General features: G+C 54.1%; 18 protein-coding genes. 12 read left to right on the top strand and 6 right to left on the bottom strand.

Annotation, left to right across the window (positions count from 1 at the left end; translation table 11 throughout):
* The first annotated feature begins 101 nt into the window (after positions 1–101).
* Entirely contained in the window at positions 102–869 is a 768-nt protein-coding gene (locus W822_RS27120) for an IclR family transcriptional regulator (RefSeq protein WP_024003674.1), read from the top strand.
* Between the two features lie 70 nt (positions 870–939).
* Positions 940–1926: an acrylyl-CoA reductase (NADPH) gene (gene acuI / locus W822_RS27125; RefSeq protein ID WP_024003675.1), complete on the top strand. Its 987-nt coding sequence runs from the start codon at positions 940–942 to the stop codon at positions 1924–1926.
* A 23-nt stretch (positions 1927–1949) separates the two neighbouring features.
* Here the strand turns inward: acuI and trpA are convergent, their stop codons facing one another.
* Together trpA and trpB are read right to left on the bottom strand one after the other, a co-directional pair.
* Complete coding sequence (gene trpA / locus W822_RS27130; RefSeq protein ID WP_024003676.1) at positions 1950–2759, bottom strand: tryptophan synthase subunit alpha; 810 nt, start codon at positions 2757–2759, stop codon at positions 1950–1952.
* On the bottom strand, positions 2756–3967 hold the full coding sequence (gene trpB / locus W822_RS27135; RefSeq protein ID WP_024003677.1) for a tryptophan synthase subunit beta: 1212 nt from the start codon (positions 3965–3967) through the stop codon (positions 2756–2758). Before trpB ends, trpA begins: the two co-directional genes overlap by 4 nt.
* A 133-nt stretch (positions 3968–4100) precedes the next feature.
* Between trpB and W822_RS27140 the strand changes: the two genes are divergently transcribed.
* The 3 genes from W822_RS27140 to queC all read left to right on the top strand — a co-directional run bounded on the left by W822_RS27140 (position 4101) and on the right by queC (position 6260).
* Positions 4101–5006 (top strand): LysR family transcriptional regulator, encoded by a 906-nt coding sequence (locus tag W822_RS27140; RefSeq protein WP_024003678.1) that lies wholly within the window; start codon positions 4101–4103, stop codon positions 5004–5006.
* 66 nt (positions 5007–5072) lie between these two features.
* On the top strand, positions 5073–5459 hold the full coding sequence (locus tag W822_RS27145) for a DUF2784 domain-containing protein (protein WP_024003679.1): 387 nt from the start codon (positions 5073–5075) through the stop codon (positions 5457–5459).
* A 93-nt stretch (positions 5460–5552) separates the two neighbouring features.
* On the top strand, positions 5553–6260 hold the full coding sequence (gene queC, locus W822_RS27150) for a 7-cyano-7-deazaguanine synthase QueC (protein ID WP_024003680.1): 708 nt from the start codon (positions 5553–5555) through the stop codon (positions 6258–6260).
* Between the two features lie 6 nt (positions 6261–6266).
* Here queC and W822_RS27155 read toward each other — a convergent pair whose 3' ends face one another.
* A complete protein-coding gene (locus W822_RS27155; RefSeq protein WP_024003681.1) occupies positions 6267–7133 on the bottom strand; it encodes an AraC family transcriptional regulator in 867 nt (288 codons plus the stop codon).
* 234 nt (positions 7134–7367) lie between these two features.
* Between W822_RS27155 and W822_RS27160 the strand changes: the two genes are divergently transcribed.
* The 7 genes from W822_RS27160 to W822_RS27190 all read left to right on the top strand — a co-directional run bounded on the left by W822_RS27160 (position 7368) and on the right by W822_RS27190 (position 15466).
* A complete protein-coding gene (locus W822_RS27160) occupies positions 7368–8321 on the top strand; it encodes a 4-hydroxyproline epimerase (protein WP_024003682.1) in 954 nt (317 codons plus the stop codon).
* 55 nt (positions 8322–8376) lie between these two features.
* Positions 8377–9630, top strand: coding sequence for an NAD(P)/FAD-dependent oxidoreductase (locus W822_RS27165; RefSeq protein WP_024003683.1), 1254 nt, complete (start codon positions 8377–8379; stop codon positions 9628–9630).
* 27 nt (positions 9631–9657) lie between these two features.
* Positions 9658–10521 carry a 4-hydroxy-tetrahydrodipicolinate synthase gene (gene dapA / locus W822_RS27170; RefSeq protein ID WP_024003684.1) on the top strand — a complete coding sequence of 288 codons (864 nt, stop codon included), beginning with the start codon at positions 9658–9660 and terminating at the stop codon, positions 10519–10521.
* Positions 10522–10534: 13 nt separating this feature from the next.
* Positions 10535–12016 carry an aldehyde dehydrogenase gene (locus W822_RS27175; protein WP_024003685.1) on the top strand — a complete coding sequence of 494 codons (1482 nt, stop codon included), beginning with the start codon at positions 10535–10537 and terminating at the stop codon, positions 12014–12016.
* 121 nt (positions 12017–12137) lie between these two features.
* On the top strand, positions 12138–13604 hold the full coding sequence (locus W822_RS27180) for an alanine/glycine:cation symporter family protein (RefSeq protein ID WP_024003686.1): 1467 nt from the start codon (positions 12138–12140) through the stop codon (positions 13602–13604).
* Between the two features lie 134 nt (positions 13605–13738).
* Positions 13739–14224, top strand: a complete 486-nt coding sequence (locus tag W822_RS27185) for an EF-hand domain-containing protein (RefSeq protein WP_051401592.1) — start codon at positions 13739–13741, stop codon at positions 14222–14224.
* A 234-nt stretch (positions 14225–14458) separates the two neighbouring features.
* The gene (locus W822_RS27190) at positions 14459–15466 is read left to right on the top strand and encodes an Lnb N-terminal periplasmic domain-containing protein (RefSeq protein WP_024003688.1); all 1008 of its coding nucleotides are present in this window, start codon (positions 14459–14461) and stop codon (positions 15464–15466) included.
* A gap of 6 nt (positions 15467–15472) precedes the next feature.
* Here the strand turns inward: W822_RS27190 and W822_RS27195 are convergent, their stop codons facing one another.
* From W822_RS27195 to W822_RS27205, 3 genes are all read right to left on the bottom strand, one after another.
* Positions 15473–16807, bottom strand: coding sequence for an HdeD family acid-resistance protein (locus W822_RS27195; RefSeq protein ID WP_024003689.1), 1335 nt, complete (start codon positions 16805–16807; stop codon positions 15473–15475).
* A gap of 49 nt (positions 16808–16856) precedes the next feature.
* Positions 16857–18122, bottom strand: a complete 1266-nt coding sequence (locus W822_RS27200) for an MASE1 domain-containing protein (protein ID WP_172642760.1) — start codon at positions 18120–18122, stop codon at positions 16857–16859.
* A gap of 235 nt (positions 18123–18357) precedes the next feature.
* Entirely contained in the window at positions 18358–18792 is a 435-nt protein-coding gene (locus W822_RS27205) for a phasin family protein (RefSeq protein ID WP_024003691.1), read from the bottom strand.
* Between the last annotated feature and the right edge of the window lie 98 nt (positions 18793–18890).

The following is an 18890-nucleotide window of genomic DNA, read 5'->3' on the forward strand; positions in this document are numbered from 1 at the left end:
CAGGAACTTAACGCCTTACAATGACGAACATGCTCTTTTCCCCGCCTCTGATGTATTCTGTCGCGTTACCATTTAGCGTACAGGGAAGGATATTTAACGTCATGGACAAAACGCTTCTTAAAGGCTTGAAGGTACTGGAAATCGTCACCGGCTCGACCGAACGGATCCGCACCATAGAGGAACTCGCCGATAAAGTCGGCCTGACTCGCAGCAATACTCATCGCACGCTGCAAACACTGATCCATGCCGGCTTTGTTGCCCGGGACGACCATGACAATTACGTCGGCGGCATCCGGCTTTTTGAACTGGCTGCCAATCAGCTTGCCCAGCTTGATCTGCGTAGCGCTGCCTCGTCGGCGATGCGTGCCCTGGCGGACAGCACAGGCGAAACGATTCACCTGTCGGTGCTCGATGGATTCGATGTGGTCTATGTGGACAAGATTGACAGTCCAAGGCCGATTCGCGCCTACTCCATGATTGGGGGGCGAGCGCCCGCTTATGCGGTCGCCACGGGCAAGGCGATCCTGGCCCATCAGACCGAGAGTTTTCTGCAAAGCCATAGCGCACAACTCAAGAAACATACCGACGCCACGATCACAGACCTTGAAGCATTGCAAAAGGCGCTGGCCAGGACGATCAAACAGGGCTATGCCGTCAACCGGGGCGAGTGGCGTGACGGGGTCGGCGGTATTGCTGTGCCTATTTTCAATGGATTGGGCCAGATCGCCGGCGCCGTCGGCATCTCTGCCCCGCTTGATCGGCTGACACCCGCAAGAGTACGTCTGCTCGTCCCGGAAGTCATTGACTGTGCCCGCACCATTTCGCGACAGCTGGGATACTCAGATCGCCCCGGGAATCTGATCGATTGACCTGCTTTTTTTGATCGACAGGCTGCGTTCCCGTTTAATCTATCACTCACCGAACTGGAGAATATGCAATATGTTTAAAGCCATCATGATTGACAAAGACGATGCAGGATACCGCGCCGAGGTCAAAACCGTTGATGAGGCGCAACTGCCGGAAGGCGACGTGTTGGTCGATGTGAAATTTTCAACCATCAATTACAAGGATGGCCTGGCCATTACCGGAAAATCTCCTGTAGTTCGACAATTCCCGATGATCCCTGGCATTGATTTTTGCGGCCTGGTAAAAGAAAGTCGGCATGCAGACTTTAAGGTCGGCGACCCCGTCATACTCAATGGCTGGGGCGTTGGTGAGACCCATTGGGGAGGCCTGGCCCAGCAGGCCAGGGTTCACGGCAAGTGGCTGATTCGTCTTCCGGCAGGCATGAAAAGCGACCAGGCCATGTCCATTGGCACAGCGGGCTATACTGCCATGCTATGCGTCATGGCCTTGCAGCGCAACGGCCTCACGCCCGACTCGGGCGATATTCTGGTGACCGGTGCAGCAGGCGGGGTTGGCAGCGTCGCCGTTGCCCTGCTTTCCTCGCTGGGTTTTCGCGTACTGGCATCCACCGGCAGGCCGCAAGAGGAGGCCTATTTGAAAAAACTGGGCGCCACCGAGATTGTTGATCGCAGTAGCTTGAGCGAGCCCGGCAAGCCTCTGGGCAAGGAACGGTGGGCCGGTGCAGTGGACAGTGTCGGCAGCCACACACTGGCCAATGTCTGCGCCGGGACAAAATACCGTGGCGTTGTCGCCGCATGCGGCCTGGCCCAGGGGATGGATTTTCCAGGCTCGGTTGCACCCTTCATTCTGCGCGGGATCACGCTCGCGGGAATCGATAGCGTTCACTGCCCCCTTGCCGACCGCCAGGAGGCCTGGGACCGGCTGGGCAAGGAGCTGGATCCGGCCAAACTGGCGCTCATCGGCTCCACGACGGTAGGACTGAATGACGTGATTCCGCTGGCCAGCCAGATTCTGGCAGGACAGGTGCGCGGACGGATCGTGGTCGATGTCAACAAGTAGGTGACAATTGCACAGGCTGCCGGTCAGCGGCGGGCTGCCCGCACCGCCTGTGACAGTTCGCCACAAAGTGCCAGCACGTCTGACTTTGCCTGTTCACCGTCTTTCGCATCAGCGATCTTCTGAACCAAAGCAGAACCGACCACCACGCCATCAGCCACTCTGGCGATATTGGCCGCCTGTTCAGGTGTACGGATACCGAATCCGACACTGACCGGAACGGCAGTATGTTTGCGGATACGCGTCACCGCTTGTTGCACGTGTTCAATCGTAGCTGATCCCGCACCCGTCGTACCCGCAACGGAAACGTAATAGATAAACCCGCTGGCGTTACCCAGAATGCGCGCAAGACGCGCATCGTCACTGGTTGGTGTCGTCAGACGAATGAAGTCAATGCCGGCGGCCTGTGCCGGATCACACAAATCACGATCGTGCTCTGCTGGCAGATCCACGACAATCAGTCCGTCCACACCGGCCTTGGCGGCATCGGCAACAAACTGCGCAACGCCGTATTTGTGAATGGGGTTGAAATAGCCCATCAACACAATCGGTGTCTCGTTATCTTTCGTTCGGAACGCTCCGATCATCTTGAGCGTTTTGGCGACATTCTGGCCCTGGGCCAACGCACGCAGGCTGGAGAGCTGGATAGCAGGCCCATCGGCCATGGGGTCGGTAAACGGCATGCCCAGTTCGATAATATCGGCACCGGCCGCCGGCAAGCCATTCAAAATGGCAGCGGCCGTGTCGTAATCGGGGTCCCCGGCAGTCAGGAAGGTGACCAGGGCCGCACGATTTTCTTTTTTCAATTGCTCAAAGCGTTTTTGCAGGCGACTCATGCTTGTTGCTCCTTCTCTTTGCTGTGTTGCATCACGGTCTGCATATCCTTGTCACCACGACCGGACAAATTGACGACCATCAAATGTTCTTTGGGCAGGGTCGACGCCAGCCTGAAAGCCTCGGCCAGTGCATGAGCGCTTTCCAGTGCGGGAATAATACCCTCCAGGCGACAGCACAAGTGCAATGCGTCCAGCGCTTCATTATCTGTGATGGCGGTGTATTGCACCCGGCCGATGCTATGCAGCCAGGCGTGTTCAGGACCGATTCCCGGATAGTCCAGACCGGCAGAAATCGAATGCGCATCAATAATCTGTCCGTCATCGTTTTGCAGCAGGAAGGTGCGGTTGCCGTGCAGGACTCCCGGCACGCCCCCATTCAGACTTGCCGCGTGCTTGCCACTTTCGATACCATGGCCGGCCGCTTCCACGCCGATAATTCGGACGTCCTTGTCATCCAGAAACTCATGGAACAATCCGATGGCATTAGAGCCGCCACCGACGCAGGCGACCAGCGAATCGGGCAGACGACCCTCATGCGCCATCATCTGCTCGCGAGTCTCTTTACCGATGACCGCCTGGAAATCGCGCACCATTGTCGGATAGGGGTGAGGGCCGGCAACGGTGCCGATCAAATAATAAGTTGAGTCGACATTCGTGACCCAGTCGCGCAAGGCTTCATTCATTGCGTCCTTAAGCGTTCCCGTACCAGCAGTGACCGGCAGCACTTCTGCGCCCAGCAATTTCATACGAAATACGTTGGCCTGTTGACGGTCAATATCGGTGCTACCCATATAAATCACGCATTGCAGACCAAAACGGGCCGCAACGGTAGCGGTTGCCACGCCGTGCATCCCTGCCCCGGTTTCTGCAATGATTCTTTTTTTGCCCATGCGTTTTGCAAGCAAAATCTGACCAATGCAGTTATTGATTTTATGCGCGCCGGTATGGTTCAGCTCTTCTCGTTTGAGATAAATTCTGGCGCCACCCAGGTGCTCGGTCAGACGCTCAGCGTAATACAGCGGACTGGGACGACCCACATAATCGCGTTGAAAATAGGCCAGTTCCTTTGCAAATGCGTCATCCGCTTTAGCCTTGTCGTACTCGGCGGCCAATTCGTGAATCAGTGGCATCAGCGTCTCGGCGACATATTGTCCGCCGAAATCACCAAACATGCCTGCTGGTCCTGTGTCTGTGGTCAATGAAGCCATGAGGGTCTATTCTCCTGTCGATCGCTCTGTCCGGGTTCAAACAGAGCCTGTTTTCATGAAACAAGGATAAGCCATCTGTCGACACAAAAAAAGCGATAAAATTGCCTTAACATGTCAGAAAATATCACACATTATGAGCAGAGACATTCCCCCGCTGAACGCACTGCGTGCGTTTGAAAGCGCAGCCCGCCTGCTAAGTGTCAGCAAGGCAGGAGATGAACTGCACGTGACTCATGGTGCGATCAGTCGGCAAATCCGCCTGCTGGAAACCTCCCTTGGCGTCGAACTTTTCGAGAAAGAAGGTCGGGGCGTAAAACTCACCAATGCAGGAATGCAGCTGCGCGATGCCAGCGCCGCTGCATTCGACCGCATTGCGGGAGCCTGCGCCGACATTCGCCATCTGGCCACCAATGGCCCCTTCGTACTCGCCTGCCCCGGGAGTCTGCTGGCCCGCTGGTTCATTCCCAGGCTGGATAAGCTGAATCACGATTTACCACAATTGCGATTACAACTGACCGCCGGCGAAGGCGAGCTTGATCCACGGAATCCGAATGTGCATGCCACACTCTGTTTTGCCGCGCCTCCCTGGCCACAAGATATGCAGGTGTATGACCTGGGCGCGGAACAGATTGGCGCCGTGATCAGCCCACGACATGTCCACTACGAAGCGCTTGCCAATGCACCTGTTGCCGCGCTTCTGACCGAACCGCTCATGTATCCTGCCTCACGACCACAAGCCTGGACGCAATGGGCACAGGCTCACGCGCTGCCTGCAGACCGTCTGCAACTAGGGACGGCTTTTGAGCATCTTTACTACCTGCTGGAAGCCGCCACGGCGGGGCTGGGCGTTGCCATTGCGCCGCAACAGGTTGTGGCCGACGATCTTGCCGCCCACCGGCTGGAAGCACCCTGGGGGTTTGTCGAAACACCGGCACGACTCAGCCTATGGGTGCCGCAGGCACGCGCAGATCAGCGCTCAGGCGCGCTGGCCGAGTGGCTCAAGAATGAACTTACAAAGCAACGACAGCGACAATCGTGATACTGACCTGCCTGTTCTAAAATAGGGATTATGTCCGTACCTCGTCACCGAGCGAAGGAAAAAAAAATGCCTTACCGCCTGCTTGCCGATCTGGTGCTGATTGCGCACTTCGCCTTTATTCTGTTTGCAATATTCGGCGGGCTGCTGGTACTTTACCGGTTCAAAGTAATCTGGCTGCACGTGCCGGCGCTATTGTGGGGAGCCAGCATAGTCGGGCTGGGAGGGATTTGCCCGCTTACACCACTTGAAAACACACTCAGGAATATGGCGGGTCAGCAGGCCTATAGCGGCAGTTTTCTGGAGCATTATCTGCTTCTGCTCATTTATCCGCCCGGTTTGACCCGTGAGGTGCAGATCCTGCTGGCAGCCGCGCTGATAGTGTTGAATATCCTGATTTACGCAGCGGTGGTTTGGCGCTACGGCAAACAGAAACGAACGGACAAAAGATACTGACACGCGCCCGCAACGCACAATTTCAAACCGGGCTTGTGGATGACTTGCTATGATGGCGGATTGAATGCAACAGCTTTTCACTGAGATTTCGACATGAACAACAAGGCGCTGGTACTTTTTTCGGGTGGACAGGATTCCACGACCTGTCTGGCATGGGCACTCGATCGCTACGATTATGTGGAGACCATTGGCTTCAACTATGGTCAGCGCCATGCGGTCGAACTGCAATGCCGGGACCAGGTCATCGAACAGCTTCGCACCCAATTTCCCCACTGGGCAGACAAACTGGGCAACGACCACATGCTTGATCTGTCGGTTCTGGGGCAGATCAGCGACACCGCACTGACCAAGGACAAAGCCATCGAGTTTGAAAACAGCGGCTTGCCCAACACCTTTGTGCCCGGACGCAATCTGCTGTTTTTTAATTTTGCCGCGACCCTCGCTTACCGCCGGGGACTGGAAGTGCTGGTCGGCGGCATGTGCGAAACCGACTATTCCGGCTACCCCGATTGCAGGGACAATACCCTGAAGGCCCTGCAGGTCGCATTAAGTCTGGGGCTGGATCGCCCCATGGTCATCGAAACCCCGTTGATGTGGATCGACAAGGAAAAGACCTGGCACATGGCCCACTCCCTGGGCGGCGCACAATTGGTTCAATTGATCGAAGAGCACACCCACACCTGCTATCTGGGTGACCGGGAACATCGTCATCCCTGGGGCTATGGCTGCAACCAGTGCCCGGCCTGCGACTTGCGTCGAAAGGGATACGAGTTATATAAAAGCGCGCATGAATATCGCTGATGCGGCTTACGAACGCTCGCGGATCTGTATTGCCCGACCGTATATCGCCCGAGTCTCTTTGAATTGAGAGGGCGATACGCCCGTTACTTGCTTGAACTGTCGACTGAAGGCGCTGTGATCCGTATAGCCGCAGCGGGCGGAAATATCAGTGATTGTCAGATCTTGCGCCAGTAGTCGCAGCGCATGTTCCAGGCGGATTTTCTGGATAAACTGCAAGGGCGTCGTATGAAATATTTTCTTGAAATTGCGCTCCAGCTGTGACATTGACAACCCGGAAATATCAGCCAATTGTTCCATGCGGATCACCTGATCAAAATGGGTCCGTACATAGGCCTCCACTTTCTCCAGGCGTTCGTTTGTGCCGGGCTGATTCAGTTCGTCGGACTGAATATCAACCGATACACCCGCCATTGCGATAATGTCACCTGCCGCTCCATATATTGGCATCTTGTGTGTCAAACACCATCCAAGCTCACCAGAGCTGTAAAAATGCAATTCAAGTTTGTCCGCAATGCAATTGCCGGTTCGTAACACCTCATAATCCTGCTCTGTGTACTCATTGCCCTGACGGCTATTGAACACATCACGCGACGGCTTTCCCAATACATCCTCTACATTGTCCAGTCCGCAACGCTTTGCCAGCGTCTGATTAACCAATACGTATTCCGCTCGCGGATTTTTGATAAAAAACACGACGTTGGGTAAAGCATCAAGAATCGGAGCAAGAATGGATAAATGGTCTAACAAGTCCTTCAGATTTTGTGGACGAAAATTGCCCGCCACGGCAGTGACCAGCCGTTCAATGAGTGGTGCGTCAGGCCGCCAGCCTGAACGAGGCGGATTCCGGTTTGATTGAGTGTCTTCTTTTGCCATGTCTTCCTGTTATTTTGCCCGCGATGCAAAACTCACCTCCAAATACGGGGAAACCCCGACGCTTGCTCTGAGGGGCAGGCAACATCGATATTACCATCGGTGTCAGCCACTAGCTATGCCGTTTCCAACGCGAAAATGAGGAAATCGGTCAAGACAGTTTTGGGGAATTGAATCAAGCTACTAGTGATCGGTGACACATCACCCCTCTTCACTATCCAGGCAAATCAACGAATTATGCAAGACCGTTATCAAAAGCTGCAGGTTATTGACTCTCATACCGAAGGCGAACCCACCCGAATGATATACCAGGGATTTCCGGATCTGGGCAAAGGATCCATGGCAGAGAAACTGGAGACTTTCAAAAGTCAGCACGACGCGCTGCGCCGGGCAATTATTCTTGAACCGCGTGGCAACGACATTCTGGTCGGTGCGCTGTTGTGCGAACCTGTTAATCCAAAGGCAACTGCCGGCGTCATTTTTTTCAACAATAGCGGCTATCTTGGCATGTGCGGACACGGAACGATCGGACTGGTGGCATCGCTTGCCTATCTGGGCCGTATCCAATCCGGAGAGCATCTGATCGAGACACCCGTGGGCGATGTTCATTGCACACTGCACGAAGATGGCAGCGTATCAGTACGCAACGTACGCTCATGGCGCTACCGTAAAGCGGTCACCGTGCAAGTGCCCGACATCGGCCCGGTAACAGGTGATATTGCCTGGGGTGGAAACTGGTTCTTTCTGGTCAGCCAGAAATTGGAAGATATTTGTCTGGAAAACGCTGATCGTCTGACCCAGATCAGTTGGGCAATCCGACAGGCGCTGAAAACGTCGGGCGTAAGCGGCCAGGATGGCGGTGAAATCGATCACATCGAGCTTTTCGGAGAGACCGACAAAGCGGATAGCCAGAGCTTTGTTCTGTGCCCTGGAAAAGCATACGACCGGTCGCCTTGCGGAACCGGCACCAGCGCCAAACTGGCATGTCTGGCCGCTGACCAACAGCTGCAACCGGGCCAGATCTGGCGCCAGGCCAGTGTGATCAGCAGCCAGTTCACCGCATATTATCATCCAGCTGACACCGGCCAGGGCATCATCCCTGTGATTCGAGGCAATGCCTATATCTGCGCCGAAAACTGCCTGGTTCTGGATCAACACGATCCTTTCAAATTCGGTATTACAGCATCATGAACGAGATCGCGCCTGCCGTTGATGCGTACTCACATTTGCGTCTGTGGATGAAATCATGGCCGGCGTAAATGCACCTGATGCAGTCATCGTAATTGGTGCTGGCATTATTGGTTTGAGTGTGGCGATGCATCTGCAGTCTGCCGGCGTAAAAACGGTATTGCTCGATGCGCAAACTGCGGGGCGCGGCGCCACATACGGAAACGCGGGCCATATTGCCACAGAGCAGGTTTTTCCCATTGCAGATACAAGCATTCTGCGCCAATTACCACGCATGCTACTTGACCCCATGGGACCGCTCAGACTGGAATGGCGCTATCTTCCCAGAATGACACCCTGGCTATTGCGGCTGGTTGCCAATATGCGCCCTGCGCGCGTCAATCACATTCATCATGCTTTACTCGCGTTGAATCAGAAAAGCCTGGACGCATGGCAACAGTTTGCCCGCCGTTGGCAATTATCACAGTGGCTGCAAGTACAAGGCTCCCTGCTTACTGCCGAAAAACCTCAAAGCGTGCTGGCCCTGCAACAACATGGCGCCAGACTCAACAGGCTGGGTATCACAAATGAATGGCTCGACGCCCAATCCCTCACCGAACGGGAACCGGCCCTGGCGCCAAGCCAGCTTGGTGCCCTGTTCTATCCGCACACAGGTCATGTGACAAATCTGGATGCCGTCGTCCGTCACTTGCGTACCACCTTTATACAGCTCGGCGGCGTGCTACGAGAAAATTGTGCCGTAGAACATGCCCAGGTCCATGCCGATCAAACGGTTATGCTGCATACCGCATGCGGACCCATGTCTGCAAAACAAGTCGTCCTGTGCGCTGGCGCCCATTCCAGAAAGCTGACCCGGGCCCTGACAGGTGTCGAGGTTCCGCTGGACACCGAGCGCGGTTATCACTTCATGTTGCCCAGCGAAACGTCCCGATTATCCATTCCCGTCACGAGCGTTGACCGGCGCTTCATCATGACGCCGATGGATACCGGATTACGACTGGCAGGTACCGTTGAATTTGCAGGTTTGCACGCTCCTGCAAACATGCAACGGGCGAGGCAGCTACTACAACTGGCCCAACCCATGCTGAATCTGCCGCTGGACAATACCAACGCCTCCACCTGGATGGGCTTGCGTCCTTCCATCGCAGATTCACTCCCGGTTATCGATCGCCAGGGGCCTGTGCTGCTCGCTTTTGGTCATCAGCATCTGGGGCTGACACAGGCCGCATTGACCGCACAGTTGATCGAGGCGCTTTATTTCAATTTCGATCCCGGCGTTGATATGCACCCCTATCGGTTACGCCGCTTTTAGAACTTTTACTCAAATAGGAGAAACACGATGAATCTGAATGGCATTCTGGTCCCCATGATCACCCCGTTCGATGAGAATAATGAAGTCGATGTCGATCGACTGCGTGAACTTGCGGACACATATATTGAAAAAGGAGTAACCGGCCTGGTCGCTTGCGGCACGACAGGTGAATATTACACATTTTCCGAACAAGAACGCGCAACGGTCTTGCAAACCATTGCAGACGCGGGCAAGGGCAAAGTCACGCTGATTGCGGGTATTAGTGATCTGTCTGCTGACACCGCCGTGCGCCGTGCCAAAGAAGCAAAGGCCTTGGGCTACGATGGCCTGATGCTCTCGGTTCCGCCGTATAGCCTGCCAGACCAGGAAGGCATTATCGCCTTTTTTGAACACGTGGCATCAGCAACGGATCTGCCCATCATTATGTATAACTTTCCGGCAAGAGTCGGCGTTGATATCGAGTTTGATACGGTAGCCCGACTGGCCCGGCATCCAAATATCAAGGCTATCAAGGAAAGTAGCGGCAATTTCAGTCATGCCCTGCGCATGCTGCAAGCGAACTTCGATGATTTCCAGGTCATTTGCGGTTGTGATGATCAACCCGTTGACTATTTCTTCTGGGGTGCCCGCAGCTGGATCGCTGGCGCCGCCAATGTCTTTCCGCAAGAGCAGATTTCATTATTTAATGCCGCAATCAATGCCGACTGGGATAAGGCCAAACAAATTATGACAGCGATGTATCCGGCCATTCACTCTATGGAGTCAGGCAACTACAACCAGAAGGCCAAAGTCGGCTGCCTTCGCGGGGCGTTTAATGCAGGCAAGGTGCGACTGCCACTGACGAATCTGTCCGAGACAGAGGTTCAGGAATTTCTGGCGCTGCTGAAATAATCGGAGATACCTCATGACCGTAAACAAGGAGACGATATTTACGCAAGCGGCCCAGGGCAAACTCTGGGCGGGCCATCTGATTCCAGGCCATCAGGCAGGCTCTGATACATTGGAATCCCGCAGCCCGATTGATAACACGGTTATTGGCCATATTGCCGATGGCGACATCGAGTGTGTGAATGCAGCCGTTACCGCTGCACGGGATACTTTTGCATCAGGGCAATGGAGTGACCTTTCGCCTGCCGACCGCAAGCAAATTATGTTGCGCTGGGCACGATTGCTGGAAGAACACAAAGAGGAATTGGCAGCACTCGATTGTGTTGACGCCGGAAAACCTATCACCGAATGTCTCAACACTGATTTGCCGGCCACGATTGAAACGTTTTACTGGTATGCAGAAGCAATCGACAAACTGTTCGACAAGATCGCCCCCACCGGCAAGGACGCATTGGGCTTGATCGTCAAGGAACCGATAGGGGTGGTCGGCGTGGTTCTGCCGTGGAACTTCCCAGCCCAAATGTTTGCATGGAAAGTTGCACCGGCCCTGACAGCAGGCAATAGCGTCATCGTCAAACCTGCAGAATTGACGTCGCTGAGTGCCTATCGCATGGTCCAGCTTGCACACGAGGCGGGAGTCCCGCAAGGCGCGCTCACGCTGGTTTGCGGTCTTGGTGAGAAAGTAGGCGAAGCATTGGGCCGCCATGAAGACGTCGATATGGTGTCGTTCACGGGCTCTACAGAAGTGGGCCGCTATTTTCTGCAATATTCGGCACAGAGCAACCTGAAGGAAATCGTGCTCGAATGCGGAGGAAAAAGCCCACAAATCGTTTTTGAAGATGCCGATCTGGACGCCGCTGTTCCTTCCATACTGGCCGCAGCATTCTGGAATATGAGCGAAAATTGCAGTTGTGGCTCCAGACTGATTGTTGAAGCGTCGATCAAAAACCAATTGCTGACTCGGCTCAAGGCGGGACTGGCAGAATGGAAACTCGGCGACCCGCGAGACGAAGCCGTCTCCATCGGCCCCATGATCGAACAAGCCCATTTCGAAAAAGTAAAAGCCTATATCACCAAGACAACGGATCAGGGAGGCACTCTGGTTGCCGGCGGCAAAATGTACCCGGACCTCGGCAGTGGATGGTATATCGAGCCCACCATTTTTGACAATATCACACCTGACATGTCCCTTTTCCAGGAGGAAGTCTTCGGCCCCTTATTGGCCGTTACCACTTTCAGCACGGACGACGAAGCGATCACGCTGGCGAATCACTCATCGTATGGACTGGCAGCCTCCTTTTATACCGCGAGCCTGAAACGGGCTCATCGAGTTGCCAGGGCAATTCGGGCCGGCACGGTATCTGTCAATGGTTTCTCGGAAGGCAGCATCGCCACGCCTTTCGGCGGCTATAAACAATCCGGATTTGGTGGACGTGACAAGGGACTGGAAGCGCTCGATCAGTATCTGCAAACAAAGACCATCTGGTATGTAAATTAACAAATCAAGCTTGGGGCAGGCCGCAATCCGCTGGTCTGCCCTTTATTCATCGGTCATAACCTGCCCGTCAGAAAAACAGGATGACACACCGTATGCTATCGCACAAAAGGAGAAATCTGTTATGGAGAAGCTTGTCGAGACGATCGTCAGCTATATTTGGGGAGACGCCCTGGTATATCTTGCATTGGGGGTCGGGCTGTACTTCACGGTCGTTACCCGTGCAGTGCAGTTCAGATATTTTTTTGAAATGATCCGACTGCTGCGTGAACGCAAGGAGTCGGCGGACGGTATTTCATCCTTTCAGGCATTTTGCATGGCACTTTCCGGTCGCGTGGGCGTCGGAAATATCGCCGGTGTCGCAACAGCCATTGCGGCGGGCGGACCTGGCGCTGTATTCTGGATGATCGTCATGGCCTTGCTGGGCGGTGCCAGCGCCTTCATCGAATCCACTTTGGCGCAAGTATATAAAGAGCGTGCAGATAACCAGTACCGAGGAGGCTCCCCTTACTATATTGAAAAAGGGCTGGGACTCAAATCCTTCGCAGTACTGGCTGCCAGCGTCATTTGTCTCTCCTATGGCGTGTTGGTTCCAGGCATCCAGGCCAATACCATCGCTGAGTCCTTTTCCACCGCCTTTCAAATTCCGTCGTATATTACCGGCATCATCATCGTGGTCCTGCTGGGCGTGATCATCTTCGGCGGCGTAAAGCGCATTGCCCGCGTTGCCGACAAGGTCGTGCCCATCATGGCGATTGCCTATATCATCCTGATGTTCACCATATTGGGAGCGAATGTAGAAAAAATTCCCGCATTACTACAGTTGATCATCAGTAGCGCCTTTGGCACCCATGCGATTTTCGGCGGGATTGTCGGCACCGCCATTTCCTGGGGCGTACGCAGGGCTGTCTTTTCCAATGTTGCCGGTGCGGGCGAAGCGACCTTTAGCTCTGCGGCCGCCGAAGTGTCTCACCCTGCAAAACAGGGACTGGTGCAGGCATTTTCTGTTTATATTGACACAGTAGTGGTTTGCACATCCACCGCATTGATGATTTTGATTACCGGCATGTACAACGTCATACCACCCGGATTATCTTCCCCACTGGTAGAACACGTGCCCGGCCTGGTTGCCGGCACAGCCTATACCCAGGCTGCTGTCTCGACCGTATTTGCTGACTATGGCAGCGGATTTGTTGCCATCGCGATATTCCTGTTTGCCTTTACAACGTTAATGGCCTACTACTACATCGCCGAAACCACCATGGTGTATCTGGATAGCAAATTGCGATACCCAGTGCTTAAGTTTCTACTGAAAATCGTCTTTCTTGTGGTCGTTTATCTGGGTAGCGTGGAATCGGTCAGCCTGATGTGGGGATTGGGTGACATTGGCTTTGGCAGTATGTGCTATCTGAACTTCATTGCCATTCTGCTGTTGAGCAAAAAGGCGCTGAAAGTACTAAACGATTATGATCGACAGAAAAAAGCAGGGATTGATCCGGTTTTTGACCCGAAGGCTGCCGGTATTGATGGCGCCGAGTTCTGGATCGAATACTCGAATCATACCGTTACATCTCCTCATTATTCCAAATGAAATCACGCATAAATTGGTGTTAGTATGAAAAATCCATTGGTGCTGCAGGACTCAGTTTTTCACACCAACCTGTCGCAACGGGCATTTTCAGGTATTTGTATTGCCTGTCGCCGTTAAAGAAAGGAGTTTCATATATGCGTAACACATTCTTGAGAAGCAAAACCGCCGCCGCTTGTTTTGCAGTCACTGCCAGCCTTGGCTCTGCGATGTTTCTCGCCAATACGGCAGCAGCCCAGAACATGAACCAGGGCACCAATCAGACGATGGAACAAGGCGCCCAAGACGCTCCATCCGCGAGTGGGCAAGCCATGCCACAAGGTAATATGCCTGCCGCTGGCGGCGAGATTTCCCAGGATCAACTGACCAAACTGGATATGAACAAGGATGGCGCAGTGGGCAGAGAGGAATATGACCAGGCCATGTCAGCCGCGTTCAAGAATCTGGATAAGAACAGCGACAACACACTGACTGCCGAAGAAGTGGGAACCATCCTGACGCCTGAGCAGTTTGCTGCCGTAGATGCCAATAAGGACGGCAAGATCAGTCATGATGAAATGACGTCACAAGTGGGTAACGACTTTGCCGCAGCTGACACGAACAAAGACGGCCAGCTCAAATAATCACAATTCAATACCGGATATAAGCCTTTTATATTTGGTAAACTGGACCAATAGCCAAGCGAATTAGGCAACCAATAATCCATGCTCTCTTTGCAAGAGAGACATGGATTTTTTTCGGTCTGATCCGCCCCGACAATGTTGACGTACTTTCGTCGTACCACTACACGCGCATCTTTGCCGGATCGTGAAATTATTGTAATATGACTCACCTCTTCTCCTCTGGCAATGATCAAAATGACAATAACGCTGGCACTGGTTGTCGCGATTTTTTTTGCGTGGGGCGCATTGGCGCTGTGGGTCCAGTTCTCTCGAAATAAAGTACGCCAGGGATCGCTGATTGGACTTTGGACGCTGGTGAGCGCTTTCTTGCTCATTACGATCCTCGTACCGCTAAACACCACAGTACAAACCATCGCCAGCATCGCATTCGCGCTTTCCGTGCTGGCGCTTGGGTACTGGTGGCGAGGCATTCAGCCCTCCAATAATCGCGCCTGGATACCCGAAGTATCCCGTCAAACCCAGGGAAAAATCGACGGTAATAGCGTCACAATAGAAAATGTGCGCAATTTCGTCTGGCATCAGCCCGAGCAGTTCACCCAACGCTGGGAAACGCGTGAATATGATCTGAGCAGGCTGGCTTCTGTCGACCTCGCTTTGTCCTATTGGAGCGGCCCCGCCATTGCCCATGCATTGGTATCTTTTGGCTTTGGCAACGACGAGTATCTGGTGTTTTCAGTTGAAATTCGCCGCAAGCAGGGAGATGCTTTCTCTGAACTGGGTGGTTTTTTCAAGATGTATGAACTCAGTATTGTTGCCGCAGACGAACGGGATGTCCTCTTTGTACGCAGCAATATCCGGCAGGAAGACTGCTATCTATATCGAATCCAGATGGATGCCGCCGCAAGGCACTCGCTCTTTCTGGCGTATCTCGACGAAGCCAATCATCTCGTGCACACACCACGCTACTACCACACGATCACAGCCAATTGCACGACATTGATTTTCCGGATGATGGACCGCATTGTACCCGGACTGCCGCTGGACTATCGGCTGTTGGTATCGGGTTATCTTCCCGAATACCTGTACAAAATGCAGGCTTTGCAAGGGGCAGACTCAGTCGCAGAATACCGCAGGCGCGGCTACTATTCTGATCGTGCCAAGGCAAATGCCGATATTGATCAATATTCCCGGGTGATCAGGGAAGGCGTACCAGGCATCCCTGAAAAGACCGCCCACCCGTGATGGCATTCATCCGGTAACAGAGACGCCCGAGGCCTTGCTCGCACGCCGTAACCGGGCAAACCACGGGGTGCTGACCGGGTGGACGATGGCTCTTAGCGCCCGGGCATAATCCAGTGTCAGCCCCGGAGTCCAGGCCATGGTAGTGGCGCGTTTCCTGATTTGCGCAGCGATCCATAATTCCGGCATAACCAGCACCCGCAACACTTCGCGCCAGGAGCGCGCAGCCCGATCTTCGAGTGCGCCGTCCAGCGCCGCTTCCAGCGCATAGCTCACCGAGCTGGAACAGTTCCGGTAGGTCAAGTTATAAATTTCATGCTGTCGATATTCGCTCCAGAATCGCAATAGTCCGTCCGGGTTATAGGCATGAAACTTGACCTGCCAGTTCGACGGACACCACGCTTGTGATTCCTCGCTGTAACCAGGCTGGAACAGGCCCGCAACGTCATTATCACGAGTCGCCTTCAGAATACGAAAAAACTCCGACGGCGAACGATCAATGTCGGCTGCCGGATACAGACTGATATAGGTTTGCGGCAGCATTTCCAGCGCGGCGTGACCGGTGGAGATAACGCCATTGACGTCCACCGCCGCAATATACCGATTGATGACCGGACGGGGAACAGCGGCATTTTTTGATGAGCCTTCGGGCGTCCACACATGAACAGTTAAGGGTTCAGTCTGAGTCTCGCCTGCCGGAGCGTCCACCCGGACAGGATCGGGCCAGTTTATTTTCCGGATTTTCGGCAAAACGTCCGTTGGTATAAACAGCTCAAACACGGAGGTGCCGTCTTTCAATTGACGGGCGCGCAAATAGACATTGAGTGTGACAATACCACCTGTGATCAGGGTAATGCCGATAAAGACGGATATGGTGGCCGAGTAATGACTGGGATACGGACCAAACATGAACAAGGCAAATACGATTTTGAGCAGTCCGATACCAAACGCGGTGCGCCAGTTGGGAAACCGGACCACCCAGGCCGATGCCATCTGCAATAGTCCCAATACGAAATAGGCCATGCCAAGAATGATCGCCAGCAATATATTACTGATTGTCTGGTTCGAGAGGATCAGAAGCGAAATCAGAAAGAAGCCTCCTCCCTTGAAATATAGCACCGCCTTCTGTGCCCCAAGACCACTGGAAGCGACGCTGAGCGTGATCACGCTTTCGATCAGCAGCAGGATCCCGAAGAGCATGAGCGGGAAATATCGTACACCATCGAGCGCATCGATAAAAATAATGAGCCCCATGATCAGCCAGAGCAGCCCCATAATGCCCAGCAGATAGGCATGGCGACGTACGAAATTGGAGCCAAACAGCAACAGGGCAATCTGTATCATGACAGGCTCCGATATTCAGGGAAATGAACCGGGAAAGCCGCTATTTTTTTCATGACATCCCCCCGCGCTGAATAATCCAGGTTCCGACCAGCAGCGGGCCGCCCGAGTCACTGATGAGCGTCGGCTGCGTTGCGCGCACGCCCATCCACCTGGACGCTGCCGATTGCAATCGAAATGCAGTAGCGCCAGGCAAGTGCGTCATATCACCACCCGAAGCCAAAAGCGCCGCCAGCGAACTACGATCATCCGGATGCACAAGGCCCAGGATATGGGCAGCATTGCTCATAGCCTCACGATCAATACCCAGCATTTCATGAATGGGACCATCCCAGTCCACTCGCCCGCTCGCAATGTGCTGCCGGTACATGAATGCTGCCTCCTGGTCTGCCGCCTGCGTCCTGCCATAAGGTCTGACGCTGTGGGTAAATACCCGCAGGAAAACAATTAGTAATGCCGTGCCCACCAGATAGCATTGCGCCAGCATGAGTGATTCGCCAGGTCGAAGTGATTTAAGAAAGAACGGCCCGGTGCCTTCCGACGAATGGTAAATGACGATTGCGCCCAGGCACAGCAAGGCCAGCGAGCCCAGGCGATTGCCACCGGAAATGGCAACAATAACAGCCAGCGCGATCGGGATCGCCGTTTGGGCAAACACCCATGTGGCCCGCCATGGCGCCTGGCTATGCGCCATCTCCAGCCGCTCCGAATCGAAAATCAGCCAGGCACCGATGACCATCAACACAAATGCAATCACGCTGATAACCATGGCTCGCGCACTGCTAGTCGAGCCGCCCAGTTGAAATCCGCGCAACCCCATGATCACGGCCGTCAGATATAAAACGCCCGAGACATGGGCGCCCCACCATACCCAAACCAGATTGCCGAACGGTGCATTGTCAAACATCGCCAGTCCCCCTACGCCCAGGACGGCAGCGAGCGCACTGACCACCAGCGTTGCGACGATCCAGCGCAAAACAATCTGCAAATCATCCTTGAGCTGTGCGTAGCGTCTTACCAGCCAGGCTGTTGCCATATCTGCGGCCATATTAATGACCGAGAGCGCAAGCGCAATGGGAATATCGTGACTGAACTGAAAATCGACTATCAGGTGTCCAATCAGGAACATCGCCAGCAGCCACGGCCAGCGCCGGTACTCATTGACCAGAAAGGCCGCAACGCCAATGCCCGCAGGGAACCAGACAAACCCCACGTGATCCAGTGGATCGTCCAGTGTGAGGGAAACATAGGTTGCGATGTAATAAAGCACAGCCCAGCCCAACAATGAGGCGGCAACACGTAATTTAGACTCAAGCACGGGCATATGTCCCCAACTGATACTGGTAATATTTTGCAATAAATGAAATATATCACGGACGTGATGACAGGAGAATAGCGCGCAGGGTGTGCGCCAAGCATTTTCACCGACTGAGGAGAAACGGCCCGGTGACACGGGCGTATTGAATGAGGTTAATTGCCAGGCTTTGACCGGGGAGCTATATATTGAATTCAGGCGGCGCTTGCGGCTGCCTGAATTCGAGCGACAACCGGACTTATCCTGATTTTTTCTGCACCATATCCCGGATTTCCTGCATATGTTGTGCCGCGCGCTCACTGATGCTGGCCATCGCTTCAGATTGGGATTGTCGCGCAATGTCGGCCAACTCCTTCATATCGGCCAGAGCCTTTTCGTAGGCTTTGCGGGCCAGTTCAGTTTGTGCAGCCGGATTGGTACCGGCAGTGCCTACTGCTCCCTGAATGTCCGTCATGGCCTGCCGGAACATCTCCGTCTGTTTGTTCGCCAGTGCCTGCATGCCGTCATACACTGCCTTGTTGGCCTGCACCAGCGCTTCCACGTCTTTTCGGCGCGCATCGGCCATCGCAGCCAGGTCCAGTCCGGGAACCTGGAACTGCTCGTACATTTTGCTCAGCTCCGTAAAGGGGTTATGCCCCTCTGTGTTTGTGTTGTCTTGCGTGCTTTTAGCCATGGCCTGTCTCCTTGAGAAATAGAAATTACCGCAGTGAAGCTGTCATTAAATTAGCATGAATTGACTACAGCAGTGAGAACGCCTGGAGTAAAAACAAC

Origin of the sequence: Advenella kashmirensis W13003, assembly GCF_000506985.1 — a bacterium.
GTDB classification, from domain to species: domain Bacteria; phylum Pseudomonadota; class Gammaproteobacteria; order Burkholderiales; family Burkholderiaceae_B; genus Advenella; species Advenella kashmirensis_A.